This is a genomic window from Terriglobales bacterium, from assembly GCA_035561515.1.
In the GTDB taxonomy this organism is placed as follows: domain Bacteria; phylum Acidobacteriota; class Terriglobia; order Terriglobales; family Acidobacteriaceae; genus DATMXP01.
On sequence record DATMXP010000053.1, the window covers coordinates 1 to 24900 of the forward strand.

The window sequence follows — 24900 nt, forward strand, 5'->3', positions numbered from 1 at the left end:
GCGCATATATGAGAACAAAGGAGTTAGAAAAAGCCAGTCGTTAGTCGTTGGTCGTTGGTTGTCGGCAAAGGCTCTTCTCCTAGCGAGTCGGTGGTGGCGATAGGGATTCTTCCCCTTCCGCTTCACTTCGTTTCAGCGTCAGGGTCAGAATGACAAACCCAAAAAACCCAAGTACAGAGGTTCTTCGGCTACGCCTCAGAACTCAGAATGACAACCCCCCAAAACCCAAGTACAGAGGTTCTTCGGCTTCGCCTCAGAACTCAGAATGACAAAACAAAAACAAAATTTGTCTTCACCACCTACATTTTCAGGATAGCAATTTGGAAGGGGGCACTATGCCAACATTCAAGAAATTATATTTGCCGTTAAATCAGGAACTTACGAGTTTTTGAAGGCGTTGACCCCCTTGACACGGTTTTTCCTGAATTGGGAAAGAACATGAGCGCAAGTGATGCGTGTGCAAGTCGAGGCTAACGCAATTGTTCGGCACCCCATCCTGACACCCAAAATCTCAGGGCGAAAGGATGGGGTGCTCGCAAGGTTTTACTGGCCTGCAAATTCCTCGTCGAAGCTGATGTCCATGAGCGTTCGGGTCAGTTCCTTGTTGGCCTGTTCGCGCTGGGAGCGGATGGAGTCGACTTCCTTCCGAAGGGCGATCAGGCGGTCTTCCTGCGAGTTGAGTTGTGTTGCATAACGCTGGAGCAGGGACTTCTCTTCGGCGCTGCCTTTCAGGGCCTTCATATTTTCGCGAACGCGGTCCTGATCGGCGCTGATGGAGTTGACCTCCTGTTCCCGAAGACTGATCTGCTGGTCGAAGCCAGCGATCTGGTTCTTCTGGTCGAGGATCTTGCGGAAAGCGGTTTCGATCTCGGGTTTGAGCACGCGCTGACGCGAGTAAAGAATCACGTCGTCGGAGGTCAGGTTGGTGAGATACACGCGCGTTTCCAGGGGATGAAACTCGGCGATTTCGAGCTTGGCGTTGGAGTTTGGCTCGACCTTGACGAGGAATCGGTGCAGCGACTCGGTGCTCTCTTCGGGCTTAATGCCGTCAATGAACTTCCATCCCTGGCGAGCGGGGTGTTCGATGACGACATTGCGGGCTTCCTTGTCGGAATTGTGGATGGTGAAGGTCTTCTTCGCGCGCTCCTGACGGGTAACGGTCATCAACCCGCGGACGATACGAACGCGGGAGATGGGCTGGGGATCGGATTCGTCCTGCGAAGTGATGCGGATGGAGGAGTCTCCGGCGTACGAGAGCAGGCGGCGCTCGTCGGGCTTGATCGGCTCAAGTAAGCCTTCCCCGGCGAAGCTATTGCCTTCGACGATGCTGAAGCTGCCTGAGTCGAGCGTGGCGCCGCTGGTATTGCGCATCCAGAGAGCGTTGCGCGGAGTGCGTTCCCGTTCGTTCCAGAGCGTGACTTTCTGCGCCTCAATGCGGGCCTGCACGATGGGAACGAGTGCGGACTGATCTTTGCCAATGGTGATGGGCTGCTTGAGGTCGTAAGAGAAGAGTTCGCCAATCTCGCGTCCGGAAGCGGATTCGAATTGGGATTCCATGTAGCTGTTTTTGGCGACGTTGAATTCGTTGGTTCCCGGAGCAGGAGGAGGCGGTGGAGCTGACGGTGCGGTAAAACCCCTGCCAGCGCCGATTCCGGCACCGGAACCACTCCCTATCATCCCGCCAATGCTGCCGCCGCGGACACCACCTGGCACACCGCCGACAATCCCTTTGGGACTTACCAGACTGTCGACATGTGATTCAGACAGTTCAACGGTAGCCTGGTGCGTTTGCGGAGCAAGTTGTGCCGTCTGCGGCAATCCGATTACTGGCCGACGTGCATAGTAAGGCGTCGAAAGGTTTTGCACGAATGACTGTGGCGCTCCGGCGACGAGGGACAGTTTCACGTCTTTCCAGTCCTCGCCGATGGTATTGTCCACGACTGCCCAGCCTTGCAGTAGCGGCAGCCGGGATGAGTCGGTGGGGATCACGATACGGTAGGTGGTCTTCCAGATTGGTACTTCGCTGATGTAGCTGACGAAGAGGTCGCGATCTCCGGTGCCGGTGGCGGAGATGGTCATGCGGCGGACGTCTTTCGCGCGGCTGGAACTGACCATGCCGAGGTAGCGATTGAGTTCACGGGCGAGATCGGCTTCGGCGATGCGGACGGTTGTGCCGGGATTGATCTCGAAGGTGCGCAGTTCGCCGGAGTCGGTGATGAGTGCGAGTTCGGTAGTCTGGATGGTTTCGTCGGTACGGGAGTTCTTTCGCTCGCGGGTCTCAACGCTCAGGATCTTGCCGATTGCACTTGCGCTGCCATTGCGGACTTCGACGCGAGCGCCCCGCAGGGCGTTAAGCAACTGCTCGCGGGTGGGCTGTTCGCCAAGAGGGAGGCGGAGCCCGCGAAGCCGCTGGTCGAGCGGCGCGGTGGAGTTATAGCGAACTCCGGTAACGCGTCCTTCGCCGAGGTCGACGATGGTGAGGGACTTGAGGACGTCATCGAGTTGCGAAGTGGTGAAGTCGATGTTGACGTCCTGCGTGCCGCGAACGCGGCCGACGTGCTCGAAGTAGCCGACACCATTCTTGTAAAGGACAACGCGCTTGACGGGCAGGTGCCCAGGGGTGGCGTCTTCAGTGGTTGTGGGTTTGGGTTGGGCGGATGCGACAAGAGCAAAAGAAAGGATAACGGCCAGAATACGCATCAAGGGCCTCCTTCGGGTGAACGCGAATGATATCGCGAGCTGCTGAGTTAACGGCAGAAATACTCAGTCAGTTACGAAAATAGAACGAGGAACTTTCCCGAACTTGCACTGAAGAAGATGGCAGAAACAGAAACCCCGCTCGAAAGCGGGGTCGTTGTGAAGAGGGAATTCGGCTACTGATCGAAGCCGATGCCGCGCTTCTTGGTGCCGCGGTCGTCTTTGTAAACCTGACCGTCCTTAATGTGAATGACACGATGCGCGTACTCGGAGATGTCGTGCTCGTGGGTAACGAGGACGATGGTGTTGCCCTGTCCGTGCAGGCGATCGAAAAGAGCCATGATTTCAAGGCCGGTTTGCGAATCGAGGTTACCGGTCGGTTCGTCGGCGAGGATGATGGAGGGCGTGTTCACGAGGGCGCGCGCGATAGCAACACGCTGGCGCTGTCCACCGGAGAGCTCGTTGGGCTTGTGATTCATGCGTGAGCCCATGCCAACGGCTTCGAGCGATTTCTTCGCACGTTCAAGACGCTCTTCCGGAGAGATGCCGGCGTAGATCAAGGGAAGCTCGACGTTATGCAGAGCACTGGCGCGAGGGAGCAGGTTGAAGGTCTGGAAGACGAAACCGATTTCCTTGTTACGGATGCGCGCGAGTTCGTCGTCGTCGAGTTCGCTGACGAGTTGTCCGTTGAGCCAATAGCGGCCCTGGCTGGGCGTATCAAGGCAGCCGATCAGGTTCATCAGGGTGGACTTGCCGGATCCGGAAGGGCCCATGATGGCGACGTACTCGTTGCGCTCGATGCGGACGTTCACACCACGTAACGCGTGCACCTGCTGCTCGGAACCCATGTCGTAGGTTTTCCAGAGGTCCTCGGTGCAGATCATGCAGCTCTCAGGAGGAGCTTGCGGTTCAGTGTCATTGATATTGCTGAGTTGCGTGGTGGCCATGCGGTTCTCCAAACGTCTTACCCTTTTATTACGCCGGAAACTTGCTGTTGGTTCCCGAAATCCAAAAAGTCGAACAGGCGGGCCGTTCAGCCCGCCCTAGTCTTTTGACGGGCGGGCGCCCGGAAGGTTACGACTTTTCTTCTTCCTTCTTCGGAGCGGAGTTGTCGATCTTCACAGTAGCCCCGTTCTTCAGCGTACGAAGGACCTTGTAGCTGCCGGTGATGATCTCGTCGCCCTCTTTGAGTCCACTGGTAACTTCGATGTCGGTGGTGCCGGCGATGCCGGTCTCAACCGGAACGAAGACGGCTTTCTTGTCACGAATCACGAAAACACCCTGCAACTCGTCTTTCGGGTTGGCAGTGGCTTGCGAAGCAGGAGCCGCGGCCTGAACGGCATCCTTGTCTTTCTTGCCCTTGGTTTTCTCTTCCAGATCGCCACGCTGCCGAACCGTGAGCGCCTGGATGGGGATGCTCATGGCGTTCTTCTTGGTCGCAGTGGTGATCTTGGCGGTGGTGGAGAGCCCGGGACGGAGGTTCTCCGGCGGATCGGTCAGAGTCACGACGACTTTGAAGTCTTTCGCTTCCTGGCTGGCGATGTTGGACTGAGAAGTGGAGACACCGGTGGAACGAACGACGGCGTTGTTGCCGATTTCGCTTACGGTCCCGTGAAAGACCTTCTTGGGCATGGCGTCAATGGTGACTTCCGCCGGTTGTCCGAGACGAACGTTGACGATGTCGGTTTCGTCCACTTTAACTTCGGCGGTGATAACGGACATGTCGGCAAGAGTCATCAGGGTGCTGCCGGGCGAATTCTGAATGCCGACGACTACGGTCTCACCCTCGCGAACGGGAAGGTTGGTGATGACGCCGTCGAAGGGAGCAGCGTATTCGGTTTTCTTGAGAACGTCGTTGGCGCGAACCAGGGTGGCGCTAGCCTGAGAAATGCGACGCTGCGATGAATCAAGTTGGGCATTCGCCTGTGCGATGCGCGCGCGGGCCTGTTCGGCCTGGGCGACGGCGGAATCGTAGGCGGCTTTCTTGGCGTCGTACTCGGCTTTGGCGATCAGCTTAGATCCGTACAGACCTTCCGCACGCTGATAGTCGAGCTTGGCGCGTTCGAGATCGGCGCTGGCACGTTCGAGGTCGGCCTGGGCAGTCTTGAGAGCGGCTGCCTGGGCGGTGGCGTCGGTACGAGCGACATCGAGAGCGGCCCGGTTTGCAGCAACATCAGCGCCAGGCTGAACGTTTTCCAACTGGGCCAGCATCTGGCCGCGCTTGACCCGATCGCCTTCTTTCACGAAGAGACGGGTGATGCGGCCGAAGGCGTTGGCACCAACGTTGACGTAAGTTTTGGGCTTGATCTCGCCGGAAGCGCTGACGGTGGAACTCAAATCCTGTTTGGTGACCTTATCGGTTTGAACGGTAGTCACATTTTTGCCGCTCCTCAGAACGGTGAAAGCTACTACGCCTACCAGGATGATAAGAATTACGAGTCCGAATATAAGTTTCTTTCGATTCTTCACGTTGCCTCTGCAGTAAGCGCGCGGGTCTATGCCTGCTTAAGCGCAAAAGGACCTACATCCGTCCTTGGTATTAATACGCACATCGTACCGGAAAAGTTCGCGAGATCCACGCGACTAATTGGTCGGTGACGGATTTTGGAACGAGCGGCGGGCTCTCCCAACTATTAATGACGGACGAGAGTACGATTTATTATAGCCAATCCGGCAACGCTCGAATGCCAAGCCTAGAGGGGGAGATAGTCCCGATCTGGGACGAATTGCGGAATATAGGGGTAAACTGTCGGAACTTCATGCAAGTAAGCGGGTTAAGGGTGGTGCAGAGGTGTGCCGCAGTGGCATCCAGCCTTGATTCCAGAATGACAAGTACATACAATTCCAGTACACGCGCTAGGTGTCTCTCAGTGAGGTCTATTTCGATGTTGCAACGTTTTGGTAGGGCATTCCTTTTACTCATTCTTTCGGCCACCCTGATGTTCGGGACGGTGGTGTCCGCACAGGACAAGACCGGTGGCAATTCCGGACAGGGCACGGAAGTGGACCCGCTGAAGCGCCCGATTAGCGAGAAGCAACGCCAGGAGCAAGAGAAGGCGCTTAAGAAAGAGCTCGGCAAGACGTATAAGAAGTGGCTGGATGAGGACGTCCGCTGGATCATCAGCGACGAAGAAAAGGAAGCGTTCAAAAAGCTGTCGAACGACGAAGAACGCGACAACTTCATCGAGCAGTTCTGGGTACGTCGCGATCCCACTCCGGATACGGTGGAGAACGAGTTCAAGGAAGAGCACTACCGGCGCATCACCTACGCGAACGAACATTTCGCGGCAGGCATTCCGGGATGGAAGACGGACCGCGGACGCATGTACATCATGTATGGTCCGCCGGACCAGATCGAATCGCACCCGTCGGGTGGCATCTACAACCGGCCGATGGAAGAGGGCGGCGGACAGACCTCGACGTATCCATTTGAAACGTGGCGCTATCGGTACATCGAGGCCATCCAGGAGCAGGAAGTCATTATCGAATTCGTCGATACCTGCATGTGCAACGACTACCACATGACCATGGACCGTAGCGAAAAGGATGCGCTGCTGCATGTGCCCGGCGCCGGCGACACGCTTTATGAATCCATGGGAATGAGGAGCCGCGCGGACCGGTTCTCAAACGGCGGCATGGAGAGACTTGGCGAAGGTCCGATGGGCAACAACAGCCAGATGAAGCAGTTCGATCGGCTTGAGCTCTTCGCGAAGTTGAACCGTGCACCGGCGGTGAAGTTCAAAGACCTGGAAGAGATCGTCAGCCACAAGATCACGGTGAACCTGATGCCGTTCGATGTCAGGTTCGATTTCGTGAAGGTCACGTCGGATACCGTGCTGGTTCCGGTGACGCTGCAGATGAAGAACCGGGACATCACGTTCGTGACGAAAGAGGGAGTTGCCCGCGGGACGGTGAACATCTTCGGACGTGTGACAACCCTGACCGGGCGCGTGGCGCAGACCTTCGAAGACATCGTGCAGGTGGATTCCCCGGCGGAGTTGCTGCAGGCGGCTACGGAAAGAAGCTCGTTGTACTGGAAGGCGCTGCCGCTGAAGCCGGGTATGTACCGGCTGGACCTGGTGCTTAAAGACGTAAATGGCGACCGGATGGGGACGTGGTCGAAGGGCATCCGAGTTCCGGAATTCGCCGAGGATAAGCTGGCATCTTCTTCCCTGATCGTGGCCGACCAAATGGAGAAGGTGGCTAGTAAAGCAGTGAATACAGGCAACTTCGTGATCGGAGCTACGAAGGTTCGCCCAAGGGTGGAGAGCGCCGACGGCAAACCGGCTGTGTTCAAGCGCGGCCAGAAGGCGAACTTCTGGATGCAGGTTTATGGTCTGTCGATGGATGAGCAGACCAAGCGGCCGTCGGCAAACATCGAATACGACATCATGAACCTGGGCAGTAAGAAACAGGTCGTGCACATGGTCGAGAACACCGCCCAGCTCGGAAATGTGGGCGAGCAAATCACGTTGGAGAAGAGCCTGCCGCTCGCGAGCCTTGAACCCGGCATCTATCAGATTACGATCAAGGTGAACGACAACGTGTCGAAGCAGGTAATCACTCCGACGGCGAAGTTCGCAGTCGAGTAAGGCGCAAGAACGGGTCCCCAATCCATCAAGTGGGGGTGGAACCTATGGGCCGAAAAGTCGGATCGCTGATGCTGGTGATAGCAGTCGCACTAGGTGTGCCTGCTTACGCCAGCCAAGGTACGATCTCCGGCGTGGTGAAGAATGCTTCCGGAGTGCCCCAAATGGGCGCGATGGTGGAGGTGTTCGCGCGCGGCACATCGCACGTAGCGACTGGATTTACGGATACGAAAGGTTTTTACACGCTGGCGCAGTTAATCCCCGGCACCTACGACGTCAAGGTAAGCGCGCCATCATTTCTTCCTACGTTACGAGAGAGTGTGAGCCTGAGATCAGGCGCGAACCTCGTTGTAAATCTGACATTAAACACACTGAGTGATGCAATCCGGTTCCTGCCGACAAAGCAGGGGACATCGGATGATGACGACTGGAAGTGGACACTACGCTCCGCGGCGAATCGTCCGATCCTGCGAGTCAAGAATGGCGAACCACTGGTGATTGCCAATGGAAACGATCGCGAGTTCCGGGCTTCCGTGGCATTCGTGGCGGGATCCGACGGCGACGCCTTTGGCGGGACGAACGAGATGAGTACGCGGTTCAACGTGGAACACTCGTTGTTCCAGACCGGTATGCTCTCGCTGGATGGCGATGTGGGATATGGTCCGGGTGCGAATGGAACTGTCCTGCGGACGTCTTATGTACATCGCATGCCCGATGGCTCGCGCCCCGAAATCTCACTGACAGTAAGGCGATTTGCGATGTCGCCGACATCGGCGCTGCAAGACGCCGCGCTGGATGCGCTGTCATTCTCGGCATCGGATAACTTCACGTTTGGCGATTTCGTGGATGTACGTGTTGGAAGCGAGTTCCAGTCGGTGCAATTCCTTGGCCGGGTGAATGCGTTTCGACCGTTCGGGTCGGTGGGAGTACACCTTTCGCCCGACACGGTGATGGAGTACCAATACGCGACTTCGGTGCCGAACACGAGGCGCTGGAAGGGATTCGATACGGCGCCGGCAGATTTGAGTGAGTCCGGACCACGAATGAGTCTGCTGGGAACTCGTTCCCTGATTGAGCGAGGCCGCCACCAGGAACTGTCGCTTTCCAAGCGTCACGGAAACACTGCTGTGCAGGTGGCGTACTTCCATGACAGCATGAGGAATTCCGCCCTGACCGGGGTGGGCGATGTGCAGCAGGCGATGGAAGACATCCTTCCCGATGTATATTCCGGGACCTTTGCGTATAGCGGTGGCGACCTGAATACAAACGGAATGCGCGTGGTGGTGGAGCGGAGACTCTCGAATGGAATCACCGCGACCATGAACTATGCATTTGGTGGGGTTCTGGAATTGGACGGCAGCAATGTGTCCATCGCAGACCTACGGTCGAGCCTGGATTCGCAACTGCGGCACTCGGTAGCGGGAAAGGTAAGCGGCACGATCCCGCGTTCCAAGACCCAATGGCTTACTTCCTATAAGTGGACAAGCGGAAACGCCATTTCAACGGTGGACCTGTTCAATTCCGGTCCGGGGCAGACAGACCCTTACCTGAATGTGTTCCTGCGACAGCCGTTGCCGGGAACCAACTTCATGCCCGGAAAACTCGAGGCACTGGTAGATCTGCGCAACCTTCTCGCCCAGGGTTACAGACCGGTCGTCGGCCCGGATGGCCAGACTCTGTACCTGGTGCAAGCGGCCCGCAGTATCCGTGGCGGCCTGGCATTCGTTTTCTAAGCGACATTTGTGTGTGACATTGAACCTCGCCACGGCGAGGTTTTTCTGTTGATTGACGCCGTGCTTGTTTCCCGAGTAATCTCGCGTGCTCATCTCTGAGCGACTTTGAGGACCTATGAAGCCGTCTAGCCAAAAATTATCGCGCCGAGAGTTTGCGAAGACCGCTGCCCTAGGTACGGCTGCGATTACATTGCCGGCAAAGCTGTTTTCTGAACAAGAGAAGCCAGCACCGGAAGCAACGAAAGAAGAGAAGGCAACAGCCGGGCCAAAGCTTTCTCCTGCCAGCCAAGGCGAAGCCGATGCCACTTATGACTTGCTGATGAAGAAATACGGTGGCCGCTTCACGGCGGAGCAGAAGCAGGAAATCCGCAGGCTGGTGAATCAGCAGCAGTCGGGTTTGGACAAACTGCGGGCCTTCCAAGTGGGAAACGGCGATGAGCCGGCCACAGTATTCCAGCCGTATCGCGGGGAGGTGAGGCGATGATCGGCGAAGAGATTCTGTACCAGTCGGTGACGGAGTTGGGGCAACAAATCCGCGAGAAGAAACTCTCCCCGGTTGACTTGACGAAAGCCTATCTTGAGCGCAGCGAGAAACTGGGGCCGCGGCTGAATGCCTACGCGACACTGACGCGCGATCTTGCTTTGAAGCAAGCAGGTGAAGCGGAGAAAGAGATTGATGCGGGGAAGTATCGCGGGCCGTTGCACGGAATCCCGTATGCTGCGAAGGATTTGCTCGCGGTTCCGGGGTATCCGACAACATGGGGCGCAAAGCCTTTTGCCAATCAGAAATTCGATTTCGCCGCGAGGGTGATCGAGAAGCTGAACGAGGCGGGAGCAATCCTTATTGGCAAGGCTGCGATGATCGAACTAGCGGGCGGAATGGGGTACCGATTCGCATCTGCGTCTGCGACAGGACCGGCGAAGAACCCGTGGAATACAGGGTGCTGGACTTGCGGGTCATCGAGCGGCTCGGGAGCTATCGTTGCGGGTGCGTTGGCGGCATTTGCCATCGGCACGGAAACCTGGGGATCAATCATTTGCCCCTCGGCATTCTGCGGAATTGCTGGATTGCGTCCGACGTTTGGCCGGGTGAGCCGTTACGGCGCAATGGCATTGTCGTACTCGATGGACAAGATCGGCCCCATGGCACGAAGCGCGGAGGACTGCGAGATCATCCTGCAGGCGATCTCAGGATACGACCGCAGAGACAAGGGGAGTCTTCCGAATGAGCAAGCACAGTTTGCGAAAACGACGACCGGCAATTCGAGGCCGCTGCGACTCGGTGTGGTGAAGAAGCCCTTCGGTGACTTCAATCCCGGAGCGGACGTAAAGCGACAGTTTGACGAGGCCGTTGCAGTCATGCGTCGGGCTGGCGCGACAGTCGCGGAAGTGGAACTTCCGGAGGGGCCATTCGAAACCGCCGCCGGCGTAATCATATCGGTGGAAGGCGCGGCGGCATTTCGGGAGCTCATTGAGTCCGGGCGGATCAGTGAGATCAACGATCCGTTAGGGAAAGTCGGAGCCTACGTCAGCACGACGATACCGGGAGACGACTTCCTGAGGGCGATGCAAATACGAAGCGTGTTTCAGTTAAAGGCTGACGATCTGTTCGGCAACTTCGATGTGATCACTTCACCCTCGCTTCCCATGGGTGCCTCTACGCTGGACACAAATCTGGAAACAGGCCTTTCCTTCCCGGATCCGGTGGGCGGATTGGGAAACCTGTGCGGGCTGCCGGCGATAAGCGTCCCCTGTGGCTTTACCGATCAGAAGCTTCCCATTGGAATACAGTTTGTGGGCCGGGTGCTCGAAGACGAGAAAGTGCTGAGGGCTGCGAAGCTCTTCCAGCAGAATACGCAGTGGCATAAAAAGCATCCGCCGCTCGGAGCGTGAAGATCACGGGTGGCCGTGGATTCCGAGCTGGTAAAAAGACCCGAGGACGATCCCGAATACGACGTGCGACAGGAGCATGGAGACAGGAGTGCGGATTCCGTAGTTGAGACCGAGGATTCCAGGAGGCTCCAACTGGCGATTCGCGGTGGGGCCGTTTTGCTCACTTGCCATGCGAGGGTGAATTCCGGGCATGATGGACATGACGACGAGCAAAACAAAAGCTGCATGGACAACGCCGATGAGGGCGCCCCTCCACCAGGAGACCTGGTGCCAAGATTCAAAAGCCAGGACGTAGAGCAGAGAGAACGCCCATCCGTTGAAGAGATGAACGAAGAAGCCATAGACCTTCGCGCGTTCACGGTCGGGAGTGAAGATGGTGCCGAGCATGTAAGGAAAGTCAACGCGGGTGAAACTGAGGGCCTGACCGCCGAATTCCATGGTGGTCATGAGCAGCGTAGAGACGAACCCCCAGAGCATCCAGCTTTCCCAGTTCATGCCGCCTGCCTTTGCGTGGATTCCTTGCGGTGCGCGAGTTGACGAGCGCCCTTGACCCGTTCATTCAACGACAGAGCAGCACTAATCAATCCGATGTGCGTGAAGGCCTGCGGGAAGTTCCCAAGAGGCTCGCCCGATCGAGGGTCGATTTCTTCGGCATAAAGACCGACATCATTCTGATATTTGAGCAGATCGTCCATTAAGTTCTGTGCCTCATGGAGCGAACCTCCCCCAAGAGCAAGGAAGTCAGTCTCCCAAAAACTACAGATGCCGAAAGCACCTTCGGTGGGTCCGCTGGCGTAGCGGTAGAGGAGATGATCGCCAGAGCGGAGGTCGTTGCGAATGGCGCGATAGGTCGCCTGCATGCGGGAAGAATCCGCGGATTCGAAGCCGTAATACGACATCAGCAGCAGAGCAGCGTCGACATCATTGCCGCCGAGCGTGCTGACGTAAGAGTTGCGCTTGGGGTGCCAGGCGAAGGTACGGATCTCATCGGCAATACGGTTCCGTTCACGACGGAAGAGGTCTCTGGAGGTATGGGGAATATTTCCTCGTTCGGACAAAGTGACGAGGCGATCGAGAGCTGTCCAGCACAGAACCCGAGAATGAGTGTGATTGCGGCGGCCTCCGCGTGGCTCCCAGATACCTTCGTCGGGTTGATTCCAATGGGAAGCGACATATCGGCCGATTTTGATGAGAGCAGCTTGCGTGGAACGGTCGAACGAACCGCGATGGAACGCGTACTGAGCCGCCGCATCGAGCACCTCACCGTAGACGTCGAGCTGGAGTTGATTATGAGCAGCATTACCGATTCGCACAGGACGTGAGTTGCGGTATCCGCTGAGGTGATCGAGCTCGCGCTCGCGGACATGGTCGTTTCCGAAGACGGTATAGAGGACACGGAGCTCGGGTTGAGTGAGATGAGTTGCGTTCATCAGCCATCCGATGAACGAGTCGGCTTCCTCGTACAAGCCCAGTCCCAGAAAAGCGCGAGCGGTCATGGATGCGTCACGCAGCCAGCAGTAACGGTAATCCCAGTTGAGAGAGCCACCGATCTGCTCAGGCAGGGAAGTGGTTGGCGCAGCAATGACCGCGCCAGAGGGAGCATAGGTCAGCAGTTTCAAGGTGATGGCACTGCGGACGATGTCGTCCCGATGCGCACCGTCGTAACGAATACGTGAGCTCCAGCGTTGCCACCACTCGACGGTTTCGTTCAAAACCTGGTTGGTGCGTTCGCCGAGGATCGGAAGAACAACGGGTGATTCTTCGGAGTAGGTGAGGGAAGCCTCAATGCGTTCTCCGCGCTTAAGCTTCACGCGCGAGAAAGCGGAGTGAGGCTGAAGATCCAGAGGGAGATTCGTTCGAAGCCAGTACACCCCACGCCCGACTTCGAACCGGATCCCGAGCTTTCCGGATTGCCGGAGGGTGACATCGCTTTCTCCGTAATTTGCGCGAGGGTGAAACGCGAAATCGAGTTCTACTTCTCCGCGGGTACATTCGGCGATACGGATGATTTCGCGATCCGGCGTAAGGCGCGAAAGCTTCCGATGCTCGTCGGCGGCAGGCATGAAGTCGGTGAGGACGAGCGTTCCACTTTCGGTGTTGAAAGTAGTTTCGAGTACCGAGGTTTGCGCAACATAACGGCGAATAACCTGTGAGTTCGGATCGATGGGAGTGATTGCCCAGCTTCCCCCGATTCGGCGGTCGAGAAGGGCTGCGAAGATTGCTGCACTATCGAACCGCGGCCAACAGAGCCACTCGATTGCACCGGATTTCAGGACGAGCGCGGCAGAACGGCTGTCGCCGATGAGGGCGTAGTCTCCGATACTGGGCCAATTGTGCGCTGATGACGACGACGGCGCGTTCGGCATTTGCGTGGACGAAGGGCCCATACTTGATGGAAGTTAGGGAAGCATCCGGAGTTGTATGGAGATGGAGGATGTTGAAGTGACATCAGGTTGCGTGCTCCGAGAGGCTTGTGTACACTGATTTGGACGCTTCACACCGACAGCTCCTGGCGCCCAGTCTTGATGTTCCAGGTCGTTCCACACAGATGAAGGCTGTACGGTCGAAAGTGGGCGCGTAGCTCAACTGGCAGAGCAACTGACTCTTAATCAGTAGGTTGAAGGTTCGATTCCTTCCGCGCTCACCACCTCATCCTCTTGCAAGCCAATGTTTTCGCGTATTTGCGGCCAGTTCTTGCTTTTTACCGGTCGCCTTTTTCAGTCACCCAAAGCAACGCTCAGTAGTCCGGGGTCCCGCAAAAGTCCCGAAGTTTTTCGGTGGGGTCCCGAAGTTCTGCGTCGCTCGCTGCGCTGCACCTTTCCACCTGCCACCGGACCCAGCGTCGGCGCAGCCGGTACAACGCGCTCCGGCGGCTTCGGGTTGGTTCGCTTGCGACGAGCGGCACGTCGGTCGCGTTGCTCGCTTTGCACTTTCTTGTGGAATGCATCGGCCATCGCTCGCGGCGTCGGATGAACGTATTTCCGAGTCGTCGAGATGTTGGCGTGTCCAGCGACTCGCTGGAGTGTGAAGGGATCGGCCCCGGTGAGGCCGAGATTCGTCAGCGCCGTGTGGCGGGCGCTGTGAACACATGCATCCCAGGGCAGGTTCAGTAGCTGTCGCATACGCTCCTGCTGCTGAATCAGGGTATAAGCCGAGACTGGACTCACGCGATCCTCGCGGGTGAAGACGCGATCACCTTTCGATTTCGTTATCCACGTCCTGAGAATCTGCCTGGCACGACTGGTTACCGGCAACGTGCGCTTGCGGAACTCGGTCTTACCGTTCCGAATTCGCAGGTACCCGTAGTGACCCCACTCGTCCGCCTTGTTACTCATATGAACATCAGCTTTCAGAAGCTCGATGATCTCGCCTTCGCAGATGCCAATCTCACATGAAAGTTGGACGAAACTGTTGAGTGGTTCGGGCGCCACTTCGTCATATTTCTTGCGAAGCGCTTCCGTGAACACGAAGGACCGTTCCCGTTCGCCCTTGAGGCGCGGAATTTCGGGCACGCTCCTGATTAGTTCCCAGCGACGTGCCATACGGAGCGCCTTGCGCAGGGTGGCGCGCCACCGGTTGACCGTCGCTACGCTGGTAGTCCGCTCTTTGTCCCGCGCGCACTCGCGCGCAAGCGCCCAGACGGTAAATTTCTGCACAAGCCGCTCATCGATGCTGCTGAGGCGAGCCTCGGCAAGAGAGTCGTACTTCAACAACGAATCGAATGAATAGGTGTAGAACTGCACGGTCCGGGGTTTGTCGTGTTTCTCGGCCTTTACGGCGGTTAAGAAGTCCTCACGGAATGCGCGCAGTGTCGGAACTGGCTTCGGCTCTGCGATACCCGCTTCGCCCTTTACCAAAGCCGTGAATGCTGCGTTCGCGACTTTGAGCGCCTCCCGTTCGTTCCTCATCTTGGTGCTCTTGTGATACCGTTTGCCATTCAGCACGAACTCGTAATGCCAGAAGCTCGTGCCATTCGGTCTGAAGACCTTCATTGCTCCTTCTTTCCAGAGTCAAAGCGTCGCTATTTTACAGGAGGACGCTCTTGTCGAGCGCGAATCGTGTTGCGCTCGATGAATTCCCAAAGGGTATCCGGACGGAAAAGCACACGGCCGCCGATTTTGACGTAATCGATATGGCGGCGAAGAATGTGGTGGCGCAGCGTTTTAGGCCTTATGCCGAGCACCTTTGCGGCCCGATTGATGTCGAGCAGTTCCTCAAGTGTGCGCGTGCTCGGGACTGCGGACCTTTCGAGCGCGTTCACCAACCCGGGAGTCGAAAACTGCTTAACGTCGCGAATCGGGAACTGCTTAACGGCACTGCTGATTTGTTTGGCCACGTTCGTCACCCCTTGCTGTAACCCTTGTTCCGCCTCCGTCGCGCCCGCGGCGTCATCTTCTGCAGCGCCGGTTACCGGGCAAGAGTCGGACAGGGAGGCGCTCTTAGACATTGTTGTTAGCGCGGAAAACTACCTGGGTCAAACGCGAGAGATCCAAGAACAATTGTTCGAAGGCACTGACGTTGTCGGCTGGATGCCCTCGCGACGATAGTGTGTGCCTCGCTGCTCTGCCGACGGCCACGTAGGACGTCGTGCTGCCAGCATCCGCGAATATTCGACCGATTGCACTTTTAGTGCCCGAGTCGGACAGCACGGCAGAGTCGGCTCGCATCACTCGGCAAAGGCGTTCGTCACCTGAAACTTGGCACAGCGGAAAAATCTGTGTTTGGAATAGAAGCTTACTTCGCGATCGCAACTACAAAACCGCAACAGGCGCGCCTTCCGCTCGTCTAGGCGAATGAGACTCCGCGAGACGCCAGAAGGCAGCAGCCGGAAAAAGCACAGAATCAAGGAAGGCGTCGCTTGTGCGGCGACGCCTCGAGGCCCGGTACTACTTGAATCGTACGGCAACAGCCGTGGAGCAACCGGACCGGTACGACTCGCCATTTGTTTTGAAGAACTCGTTGGTACCATACGAGCTGGCATGGTCGGCGTCGATTAGGGTGAACTTGTGATTCACGATCGAAGTACCTGCGAAGAATCCGGGACCAATCGGCAGCGCAGGATTGAAGCCCGGAGTGCTTGGGAGGTTCGGCGGGGTAGCGAAGTTGATCAAAGCCATCATTCTCTGAAGGTAAGTCCGGCCTCCAATATGCGTCCATGTGCCATGTCCGGTGCTGCGCTGGCCAGGTGCAAAGCCAAGGGCGCCAGTACTTTCGGCCACTGTGCCGGCGTGGTTGAACGTCACCAGCGATGTGAATGGTGCGCCCGGCAAGGGGTCTCCGGTCGCGCAGTCGGTCAATGTAACCTGCACAATCCATAGTCCGACTAGGGGGTTCGAGGAATCTGCCTGGGACTGGGCGAACGCGGGCGCGCTGGTCAATATAGGTGCGGCAACCGCGAGGATCATAAGCAGCGCGAGACTGAAAGCGCCACGCGTGTTGGACGTTTTAGGTTTCATGGGGTTCTTCTCCTTCGAGTTTGGAATTCGGGCGGCAGCGCGGTTCAAAAGTGTCATCTGCATGGACCAGCCCGCCGAGAGAATGCAAGCACCTCGCAAACCTGACCATAGATTGCGTCTGGAAAACCTCTGGAATTTTTCTGGATGTCTAAGTGCCTGATACTGCTATTCTTGTCGCACTTTTGTGGGGCCGGTGAGCTGCAATGCACGCCTCTGCTGCGCGGGTTACATTCCGATTCGGCGATTTCGAGCTTGATGTTGGCGCGTATTGCGTGCGGCACGAAGGTCGTAGGCTGAAGCTCGGCAAACAACCGATGGACCTGCTGATCCTGTTGGTAGAAAGTCGCGGTCAGCTCGTTTCCCGCAACGAAATCATTGAGCGGTTATGGGGCAAGGACGTGTTTGTTGATGCCGAGACCGGCATCAATACAGCCATCAGCAAGATCAGGCAGGCGTTGCGCGATTCGGCCGATACTCCCGCGTTCGTGGAAACGGTTCCAGGGAAAGGATATCGGTTCATCGCGACCGTGGAATTGGTTTCCACGGCAGCACAGGCTCCGGTCACAACCTCTTCCTCTATAGAAGGAAGCGGGAGGAGCAAGGAGGCTCGACAGGAAAACTCCCGCATTTTGACGTCATCGCACATCGAAGTCTCCGGTTCGGAGCGTCGATGGAATCTGCAGAAAAAACTGATGCTCGCCGCGCTGCTTGTCCTCTTGGCGGCGGCGATAGTTGCTGGTTCGCAGACATGGAGACGGTCAATAGTTCCGGCATCACGCGCAACTATTGCCGTGCTGCCGTTTGAGAACTTAGGCAAAGACCCAGAATTGCAGTACCTTGCCGACGGCTTTACAGCGGAAACGGGAGCATCGCTCGCGCAGGTCGATCCCGACCATCTCAGTGTTAGGGGCCGCACCTCACGATATAGGGGGACTACCAAGACTGTTTCTGAAATCGGGCGCGAACTTTCGGTCGATTATTTGGTGGAAAGCTCGATTCGCGCAGAGGGAACACGCATGCGCGTGACGACGACCTTAATCCGTGTGGGGGATCAAGAGCATGTCTGGTCGCAGTCTTACGAACGCGAACTGAAGAGCCTGCTTGGCTTAGAGCAGGAATTAAGCACGGCCATCGCGCACCAGGTCCGGTTCCGTCTGGCTGGAGATTCAAGTGGGCTTGCGCGCAGACAGACCCAGAACGCAGAGGCCTTTGATGAGTACCTTAGGGCGCGCTATCTGGTCAGCCGTCGAACTCCGGAGGCGAACAGGCTTGCGGTGCAACACTACAATCGTGCGATCGCACTTGACGCGAATTATGCGCTCGCCTGGGCTGCGCTGGCGATGACCTACGGCGGAAGTCCCATTAATAGCGATGCGGATCCGCTGCAGGTATTGCCGCAGGTCCGCGAGGCTTCGGCAAGAGCGGTGCAGGCAAACGAGAATCTACCGGAAACGCAGTTGGCGGCGGGTTACGTGAATTGGATGCTGGTATGGGACTGGAAAGCTTCAGAGACAGCATTCCGACAGGCGATCAATCTCGATCCGAGCAATGCTGCAGCGCACCGACTGCTGGGGCACGCTTTGTCGCAAATGGGACGAGCGAGCGAGGCGGAATCAGAGATGCGCCGCGCGAGGGAACTGGATCCTTTAGACGGGTTGAATCACGCATTGTCGGCCCAGACTGCATTCCAGGGGCGAGACTATGTGGAAGCTACACGGCACGCCAGGCAAGCGATAATGCTCGATTCGACCCTCTGGATCGGGTACCTCCAACTCGCACAGGCATATGAGGCCTTGAACGAGAATCAACTCGCCCTGGCAGCCCTGGAGGAAGCAGCACAGTTTTCAGCCGGCAACAGCAAGGTGCCCTCGCTGAAGGGGTACGTGCTGGCGAAGACTAAGAGAACGAAGGAGGCGCGGGCGATACTTCAATCGCTTTTGTCGCGTTCGCGCGAAATGTACGTTCCACCATACGCGATAGCTCTCGTGTACGCCGGCCTCGGCGAGCCGGAAGCCGTCTTCGCCTGGCTTGAGAAGGCATATGCCGCGCGAGACATCCACCTGATATTCCTTCCTGTCGATTCCAAGTGGGACCGCTATCGGAGCGATCACCGTTTTCATGCACTGCTGTCGCGATGCGGCTTCGTTCAAACTCCGGAAACTAAATCCAGGGCGGCGAAGTAAAGCCCGCATGGAAGGTGCGGCTGGATGGTGTAGCGATCCCAAAGAACTTTGACTTCTGATTGTAAAGGGGACTAAGGCGTTCTGAGATAGCGCACATCCCGTGGACTTGCTGGCGGAAATTCACTGGGATCCGGTTCGTGGCAGTCAGCACGAGACATCCCCTTGGTCCTGGCGGCTAATGGCAAATCTGCGGGATCATCGTTTCCGACCGTCACGTTCCAGCCGGATTAGGGGCAACCCTGAAGTCATCCGTAAGGCGCGCGGATGAGATCGAAGTGGCCTGCTTGAAGTTGGGTAACGCAAAAGCCCACACCGTAAATTTCTGCACAGCCCGCTCATCGATGTGGCTGAGGCGACCCTCGGCCAGAGGCTCGTACTTCAACAACGAATCGAAAGAACAGATGTAGAACTGCACAGTCCGGGGTTTGTCCTGTTTCTCGGTTTTTACGGTGCTTAAGAGCCTGATCTGATGAATGTCGGCACACATCAATTGAGTCTCGTTCCTGGGGCGAGCCTGCTCTGTGAGAATGTGAGCAGCGTCACTACTTCCGAGAATGGATAATGTATACGATTGTAAAGTTGGGTCTTTGAATCAACACCCATGACGCGCGCTGTCTAATCCGCGCAAGGCATGATCGTCGCCGGCACAATCTTCAACTGCATGCGGTTCGCAGGCAATCTTCCGATTCGCTCGCCCGGTATGCTTCAAGGATTTCCAGAGTACTTACTTCCCGATGAGCTTCGCAATGCAACCCGCTCGGTATTTGGCGAATGGTCGACGGCGCAATGACCCGCGATCCCATAGTTTAAGGAGCGGCTTCGGAAGAAGAGGGATGAAATCTGAGGGCGGACGGGCGTTATCGATTTCCGAGCTTTTGTAGCTCACGTACTCGCAATTATCTCTCGAGCCGCTTTGAAGGCGGCGTTGGCAGCGGGAAGGCCGCAGTAGATCGCAGTATGCAAAAGCACCTCTTTGATCTCCTCCGTAGTAACTCCAGCATCAAGCGCCGCACGCACATGCATCCGAAACTCTTCTTCCCGATTGAGAGAGACCAGCATGGCAAGCGTCAGAAGGCGTCGGGTTGAGGTGGGCAGGCCTTCACGGCTCCAGATCTCGCCCCAGGCGTACTTCGTTAGAAACTCCTGAAAATCCCGATCGAGTTCCGTGGCTTGAGCGGTGGCGCGATCGACATGTGCGTCGCCCAAGACGGCCCGGCGTACGTGCATTCCGCGTGAATAGGTATCGTCTTTATCCATTCTGAGCCTCTATGAAAGACCTGAGAGTAACGGTGAATTGATCGGCACACTCGACATTTGAAAGGTGAGCAGCCGGCAGACACTCGTAACGTGATGCTTTTACAGCTGCCGCTATTGAAGTGCTGAGCGCCGGAGGCGTTGCTGGATCAAATTCTCCAGCTATGAGTAAAGTAGGTATCGAAATCCGCGTAATCTCGTTTGTCAGGCTACAATCGCGTACCGCTGCGCAACAATTGGCATATCCTTCAGCGGAGGTTGATTCAAGCATGTTAACGATACGCTTAACCATGTCAGGATGATCATAGCGAAACTGAGGAGTGAACCATCTTTCCGCAACATCCTTTGCCACCGAATGCATGCCTTCACTCTTCGCCCTCGAGATGCGCTCGTTCCACCCTGTCGGAGTGCCAATGGCTGTCCCACTGTTCGCTACGACTAAGCTCTTGAGCCGGTCAGGAGCATTGATTCCAAGCCACAGCCCGATCTGGCCACCCATGCTTAGTCCACAAAAGTGACACCTGTCGATTCCCAACTCGTCGATAAGGGAAAGTACATCGCGTCCAAGTTGCTCGATCGTATAAGGCCCGGGCGTGACACTGGTCTCGCCGTGGCCACGTGTGTCGTAACGCAATATGCGGTAACCGCCCGCAAGGCGCTCAACCTGCAGGTCCCACATTTCCAAGTCAGTACCGAGCGAATTTGAAAAGACGAGCACAGGTGCATCATTGGGACCGTCCCACCTGTATCGCACCCGTATATCCCCAAGCTCAGCGAACGGCATTTGCCGCCTCGAGTGTGGCGCACTGACGCAAGATATTGTCGATAAACTCCTGGCTAGCACCGAGGTAGTTATCGGGGCAGAACAGAACCTCAACATCATTGGCGGAGAGATGATCAGCAAGACCCGGAATTTCTCGAATTGTGTCTTTCAGGTGGCGTCCAGTGTGTTGAGAGACTTCTGTCGCCCGCTTAACAAGTTCGAGTGCTTCAGTTTTGCCAATCTTCGCGGCAAGTGAGATGGAGAGCGTCTCGGCGTAGATCAATCCGTTGGTGATCTCTAAGTTCGCCCGCATCCGGTCTGCGTGGACCTCAAGGCCGGAGAGCAATTCAGACATCCGCTCAGCAGCACCCGCAGTGAGGCTTAGGATTTCGGGAAGAGTTTCCCATTCCGCATGCCAACCGCCCAGGCCACGTTCGTGTTCCTGCATCATCGCCGCCAGAATTGTGCTGACCAATCCGGGAATTCGCAGACAGTTCGCAATGATCGCGGCGGAAGCTACGGGATTGTGCTTCTGCGGCATGGTGGAAGAGACCCCTGTACCTGCTGCACTTGCCTCGGAGAGCTCACTGATTTCCGTTTGGGTCATCAGCGCGATGTCCTGAGCGATCTTTCCAAGGGTGCCACACAACAATGCCAGAGTAGTGGCGGTCTCGGCGATGCGCCCTCGATAGCTATGCCAAGGATGGTTCGGCAATTGAAGCGTGAGCTTTGCTGCCATCATTTCAGCCACACGAGGGCCCTTCGACCCAAAAGCTGCCAAGGTTCCCGCAGCCCCTCCGAACTGAAGCGTCGAAGCACACTTAAGAGATCCGCGCAGTTTTGAAGCGCACTCGTGTAAGGCGCTAAGCGCGTAAGCTGTTTTCAGTCCGAATGTGGTCGGAACTGCATGTTGCAACCACGTGCGTGCGGGCATGACCGTTGATCGGTGTTTGATCGTAAGCGCCCGGAGAGAATCACAGGCTGCTTCGACGTGGCGCAGGATAATAGAGATAACATCGCGTGTTTGAAGAGCTACTGCCGTATCGATGATGTCCTGGCTGGTCGCGCCCAAGTGGACGAACTTGGCTGCCTCCGAGTCCGAGCGAGCAACTGCGGCAGTCAATTGCTTAATGAGGGGAATAGCCAAGTTGCCGCTAAATCTCGCCGAATTCTCTAAAGCTGGGATATCGAGATTTTCGACTTTGCAGCACGCCTGAATGCTGTGGGCAGCGGAGGTAGGGATGAGTCCAAGATCAGCTTGCGCCGACGCAAGTGCCCCTTCGACTTCGAGCATACGTCTGAGCAGAGACTCATCGGTCAAAATCTGCTCCGCATCGTGGGATCGAAACAGCGCGTTTAGGAGCCTCATACCGGTTACCACTCGAAGAAAACAGTCTCGTGCTTGCCTTGAAGGATAATGTTCCACTGGAGCGCTGAAGTTTCACTGTTCGCAGCAGCAGCCATCAGGGTTTGACGACGTTCGGCCGGCACCCACTGGAGCACCGGGTCGTGCTCGTTTGCAGGTTCGCCGGCGAAGTACAGGCGAGTAAACAGGTGGCGCAGCAGGCCGCGCATAAAAACCGTTATGTTGAGATGCGGTGCATGCCTTGCTCCACTGGGGTCAGCAACGATTCCAGGCTTGATAGTCGTGAAACGGAATTCACCATCATCGTTGGTCGCAATCCTCCCGAAACCACAGGGTCCAGTTGTAGCTTTGGGAATGAATCCAGAATAACGGCCCTCTGGACCTGCTTGCCATATCTCCAGCATGGCATCAGGCACGGGTTGTCCTTGCGAATCCAGAACCCGGCCTTCGATCGTGATTGGGTGTCCGGAGCAATTGTCGGATGCAATGTCGGAGCGGAAGAGCGGCTGAAGGCCAATGCTGAAATACGGTCCGACAGTCTGAGATGGCGTGGCAGGTAGCCTGTTCTCGCTCGAACTCATTGCTCCTCCATGGGGGTTTCATTCCGTCCACGAAGGACGATATCAAAGCGGAATCCCAACGCCTCACCTGGAACAGTAGTGTCCAGATCAAACTTCGAAATCAGCCGAGTGCGAGCTTGCTCATCCGCGGTGGAATTGTAGACAGGATCGAGAGGTAGCAGGGGATCGCCGGGGAAGTACATTTGTGTGACCAGGCGTGTCGCAAACGCGGGACCAAACAGCGAAAAATGGATATGCGCGGGGCGCCATGCGTTGTAGTGGTTTTGCCAGGGATATTCCCCAGGTCGAATCGTTACGAATCTGTAATATCCATCTTCATCGGTATAGGTGTGGCCGCGACCGGTGAAGTTTGGATCGAGAGGCGCGTTATGCTGGTCGTTACGGTGGAGATAGCGGCCAGCTGCATTCGCCTGCCATATTTCCACCAGTGAGTTTCGTTGCGGTCTGCCATCTTCGTCGACGACGCGCCCGCCCACAATGATTCGTGCCCCGAGGGGCTCCCCCTTGTGCTGCCGTGTAAGGTCCGCCACCCTTGGATGGACGCTCTCCGGGATGCTCGGACCGGTAATCTCGCTGATTGTTTGCGGAATCCGAATCAGTGGCATCCGTGGAGAGCGATTTACCGACGAAACATAGGGCGGGTGCAAGTACTCCGGATGCGTTCCTGTGGCCGGATAGCGAAATGCCCCGGGAGTTGGTGATCCCAATGCTGGAGTCGCTTTCATGTGACCTCCTGGCTGCTGCTCCGATGCGCGATGGCAGTCCTTTGTTTGAGGTCCCGCAAGGCGCTTAGTTCGGAGCTAGTCGGTTCCGGTGTGATTGTGAGTGTACCTCTGACCTGCAGATCCCAACCAGTTGCAGCACATACACGATCGACAGTAATACCCGGGTGAATACCGGTTAGCCACAACTCGCCAGTTTGTGGATCATTCTCCAGAATGCCGAGATCGGTAATCACAGTTCGCGGTCGGTACTTGCGACCAGCGTTTTCACTACCCTCAAACGCCAGCCCTGAGGAGGTAACAAAGTCGATTTTACTAACGAAGGCGCGGCTGGTCTGGGACATCACAACGCAAAGCTCTCTTGCGCCGGAGGCAATCTCTGGAGCGCCGCCAGCACCGGGCAAACGAACCTTTGGGGCGTCGTACGGCCCGATCACCGTACTGTTCAGGTTCGCGTACTTGTCGATTTGCGCCGCTCCCAGAAACCCGACGTCGATTCTTCCACCCTGTAACCAGTAGCGGAATATCTCCGGGATGGAGACCACTGTGTCAGCCGTCTGTGCTAATTCACCGTCACCGATTGAGAGTGGCAGAACATTTGGCTTCGCGCCTATCGTTCCAGATTCATAGACCAACACAACATCGGGAGCATGGGTGACCCGTGCGAGATTGGCAGCAGCGCTCGGAATCCCAATGCCAACGAAACACACTGCACCGTTCTTCAGTCGACGTGCAGCGGCAATGGTCATCAACTCGTCTGGAGTGTAGCGAACTTCATGCATAAGCGGCATCTGACATAAGGCTTTCGCGGAACTCTTCGAAGTTGTCGGTCGCTAGAACGTGCCGATCCATCCACGTGAGAAAAGATTCGCGATTGCGTGAGACTTTGTCCCAAGCTATAAAGAAGGCGTTATTCCGCTGGTAATACCCGTGCGCATAAGAAGGAAATGCGCCTTGGGGTACGAGGCAAACATGCGAAATCACCCAGGAAGGCAGAACGAAGGAATTGGGCGGCACAGCGAGTGCGTCGACAATCTCCTCAACGGTCACGATGACCGTTTTTGCCGCAAGAGCCGCCTCTTTTTGAATGCCGACGATGCCTTCAATGAAGACGTTGCCCCTGCGGTCGGCTTTCAGCGCATGAAGGATGGCAACATCCGGCCGGAGCGCGGGAGTAGCCGTTAATACTTCGCCCGTGAAGGGGCAAGTAACCGTACGAATATTTGAGTTGAATCGCGGAAGGTCGGACCCCACGTACCCTCGCATTACCGCGAACGGCAGGCCAGAAGCTCCGGCCTGATAACGGGCTGCCATATCTGCATGGCTGTGTTCGCTGATCTCAAGCGGAGATGGCCATCCGTTTTCGACGGCGTCACGGAAGCGATGAAGGGAACCAACGCCGGGATTTCCTCCCCAAGAGAATTCGAGCTTCCGCGCACAGCCCATACCGATCATCTGGTCGTAAATCAGATCCGGGGTCATTCGGATCAGCGTGAGATTGCGTCGACGTTGACGGATGATCTCATGTCCCGCGGCGAACGGGATGAGGTGGGTGAACCCTTCCATGGCGATCGACATTCCGTCTTTGACGACGGCCGCTATGGCTTCCCGAAGAGTAGTTGCCCCAAGCATGCGAAAGTTCTGAAAAGTTAATTTAGGCACA

At 56.7% G+C, this 24900-nt stretch carries 21 protein-coding genes and 1 tRNA gene; 6 read left to right on the forward strand and 16 right to left on the reverse strand.

The annotated features are described in order from the left end of the window. Window positions 1-543: 543 nt before the first annotated feature. The 3 genes from VN577_22760 to VN577_22770 all read right to left on the reverse strand — a co-directional run bounded on the left by VN577_22760 (window position 544) and on the right by VN577_22770 (window position 5166). On the reverse strand, window positions 544-2700 hold the full coding sequence (locus VN577_22760; protein ID HWR17669.1) for a hypothetical protein: 2157 nt from the start codon (window positions 2698-2700) through the stop codon (window positions 544-546). 173 nt (window positions 2701-2873) lie between these two features. Further along, window positions 2874-3644, reverse strand: coding sequence for an ABC transporter ATP-binding protein (locus VN577_22765; protein ID HWR17670.1), 771 nt, complete (start codon window positions 3642-3644; stop codon window positions 2874-2876). Window positions 3645-3771: 127 nt separating this feature from the next. Further along, window positions 3772-5166 carry an efflux RND transporter periplasmic adaptor subunit gene (locus tag VN577_22770; protein HWR17671.1) on the reverse strand — a complete coding sequence of 465 codons (1395 nt, stop codon included), beginning with the start codon at window positions 5164-5166 and terminating at the stop codon, window positions 3772-3774. A 416-nt stretch (window positions 5167-5582) separates the two neighbouring features. Between VN577_22770 and VN577_22775 the strand changes: the two genes are divergently transcribed. The 4 genes from VN577_22775 (at window position 5583) to VN577_22790 (ending at window position 10912) form a co-directional block, all read left to right on the forward strand. Then, window positions 5583-7289 carry a GWxTD domain-containing protein gene (locus VN577_22775; GenBank protein ID HWR17672.1) on the forward strand — a complete coding sequence of 569 codons (1707 nt, stop codon included), beginning with the start codon at window positions 5583-5585 and terminating at the stop codon, window positions 7287-7289. A 44-nt stretch (window positions 7290-7333) separates the two neighbouring features. Further along, window positions 7334-9019, forward strand: coding sequence for a carboxypeptidase-like regulatory domain-containing protein (locus VN577_22780; protein ID HWR17673.1), 1686 nt, complete (start codon window positions 7334-7336; stop codon window positions 9017-9019). Window positions 9020-9134: 115 nt separating this feature from the next. Then, on the forward strand, window positions 9135-9503 hold the full coding sequence (locus VN577_22785; protein ID HWR17674.1) for a hypothetical protein: 369 nt from the start codon (window positions 9135-9137) through the stop codon (window positions 9501-9503). Further along, window positions 9500-10912, forward strand: a complete 1413-nt coding sequence (locus VN577_22790) for an amidase (GenBank protein ID HWR17675.1) — start codon at window positions 9500-9502, stop codon at window positions 10910-10912. The genes VN577_22785 and VN577_22790 overlap by 4 nt, the downstream gene beginning before the upstream one ends. Window positions 10913-10915: 3 nt before the next feature. Here the strand turns inward: VN577_22790 and VN577_22795 are convergent, their stop codons facing one another. Next, window positions 10916-11407: a hypothetical protein gene (locus tag VN577_22795; GenBank protein HWR17676.1), complete on the reverse strand. Its 492-nt coding sequence runs from the start codon at window positions 11405-11407 to the stop codon at window positions 10916-10918. Further along, entirely contained in the window at window positions 11404-13278 is a 1875-nt protein-coding gene (locus tag VN577_22800; protein ID HWR17677.1) for a glycoside hydrolase family 15 protein, read from the reverse strand. Before VN577_22800 ends, VN577_22795 begins: the two co-directional genes overlap by 4 nt. Window positions 13279-13483: 205 nt before the next feature. Here VN577_22800 and VN577_22805 point away from each other — a divergent pair. Further along, window positions 13484-13559, forward strand: a tRNA-Lys gene (locus VN577_22805). Window positions 13560-13629: 70 nt separating this feature from the next. On the opposite strand, the gene VN577_22810 is transcribed toward VN577_22805, so the two are convergent. The 3 genes from VN577_22810 to VN577_22820 all read right to left on the reverse strand — a co-directional run bounded on the left by VN577_22810 (window position 13630) and on the right by VN577_22820 (window position 16368). Continuing rightward, window positions 13630-14904 (reverse strand): tyrosine-type recombinase/integrase, encoded by a 1275-nt coding sequence (locus VN577_22810; protein HWR17678.1) that lies wholly within the window; start codon window positions 14902-14904, stop codon window positions 13630-13632. 29 nt (window positions 14905-14933) lie between these two features. Then, the gene (locus VN577_22815; protein ID HWR17679.1) at window positions 14934-15359 is read right to left on the reverse strand and encodes a helix-turn-helix domain-containing protein; all 426 of its coding nucleotides are present in this window, start codon (window positions 15357-15359) and stop codon (window positions 14934-14936) included. 439 nt (window positions 15360-15798) lie between these two features. After that, window positions 15799-16368, reverse strand: a complete 570-nt coding sequence (locus tag VN577_22820; GenBank protein ID HWR17680.1) for a hypothetical protein — start codon at window positions 16366-16368, stop codon at window positions 15799-15801. 203 nt (window positions 16369-16571) lie between these two features. On the opposite strand from VN577_22820, the gene VN577_22825 reads away from it, so the two are divergent. Then, window positions 16572-18551, forward strand: coding sequence for a winged helix-turn-helix domain-containing protein (locus VN577_22825; GenBank protein HWR17681.1), 1980 nt, complete (start codon window positions 16572-16574; stop codon window positions 18549-18551). Between the two features lie 211 nt (window positions 18552-18762). On the opposite strand, the gene VN577_22830 is transcribed toward VN577_22825, so the two are convergent. From VN577_22830 to VN577_22865, 8 genes are all read right to left on the reverse strand, one after another. Next, window positions 18763-19038, reverse strand: a complete 276-nt coding sequence (locus VN577_22830) for a hypothetical protein (GenBank protein ID HWR17682.1) — start codon at window positions 19036-19038, stop codon at window positions 18763-18765. A 395-nt stretch (window positions 19039-19433) separates the two neighbouring features. After that, window positions 19434-19808, reverse strand: a complete 375-nt coding sequence (gene pcaC / locus VN577_22835; protein HWR17683.1) for a 4-carboxymuconolactone decarboxylase — start codon at window positions 19806-19808, stop codon at window positions 19434-19436. Further along, complete coding sequence (gene pcaD / locus VN577_22840) at window positions 19801-20589, reverse strand: 3-oxoadipate enol-lactonase (GenBank protein ID HWR17684.1); 789 nt, start codon at window positions 20587-20589, stop codon at window positions 19801-19803. The genes pcaC and pcaD overlap by 8 nt, the downstream gene beginning before the upstream one ends. Then, window positions 20576-21937 carry a 3-carboxy-cis,cis-muconate cycloisomerase gene (pcaB, locus tag VN577_22845; protein HWR17685.1) on the reverse strand — a complete coding sequence of 454 codons (1362 nt, stop codon included), beginning with the start codon at window positions 21935-21937 and terminating at the stop codon, window positions 20576-20578. Before pcaB ends, pcaD begins: the two co-directional genes overlap by 14 nt. 5 nt (window positions 21938-21942) lie before the next feature. After that, complete coding sequence (gene pcaG / locus VN577_22850; protein ID HWR17686.1) at window positions 21943-22515, reverse strand: protocatechuate 3,4-dioxygenase subunit alpha; 573 nt, start codon at window positions 22513-22515, stop codon at window positions 21943-21945. Next, complete coding sequence (gene pcaH / locus VN577_22855) at window positions 22512-23240, reverse strand: protocatechuate 3,4-dioxygenase subunit beta (GenBank protein ID HWR17687.1); 729 nt, start codon at window positions 23238-23240, stop codon at window positions 22512-22514. Before pcaH ends, pcaG begins: the two co-directional genes overlap by 4 nt. Next, complete coding sequence (locus tag VN577_22860) at window positions 23237-24019, reverse strand: CoA-transferase subunit beta (GenBank protein ID HWR17688.1); 783 nt, start codon at window positions 24017-24019, stop codon at window positions 23237-23239. Before VN577_22860 ends, pcaH begins: the two co-directional genes overlap by 4 nt. Beyond that, window positions 24012-24869 carry a CoA transferase subunit A gene (locus VN577_22865; protein ID HWR17689.1) on the reverse strand — a complete coding sequence of 286 codons (858 nt, stop codon included), beginning with the start codon at window positions 24867-24869 and terminating at the stop codon, window positions 24012-24014. The genes VN577_22860 and VN577_22865 overlap by 8 nt, the downstream gene beginning before the upstream one ends. Between the last annotated feature and the right edge of the window lie 31 nt (window positions 24870-24900).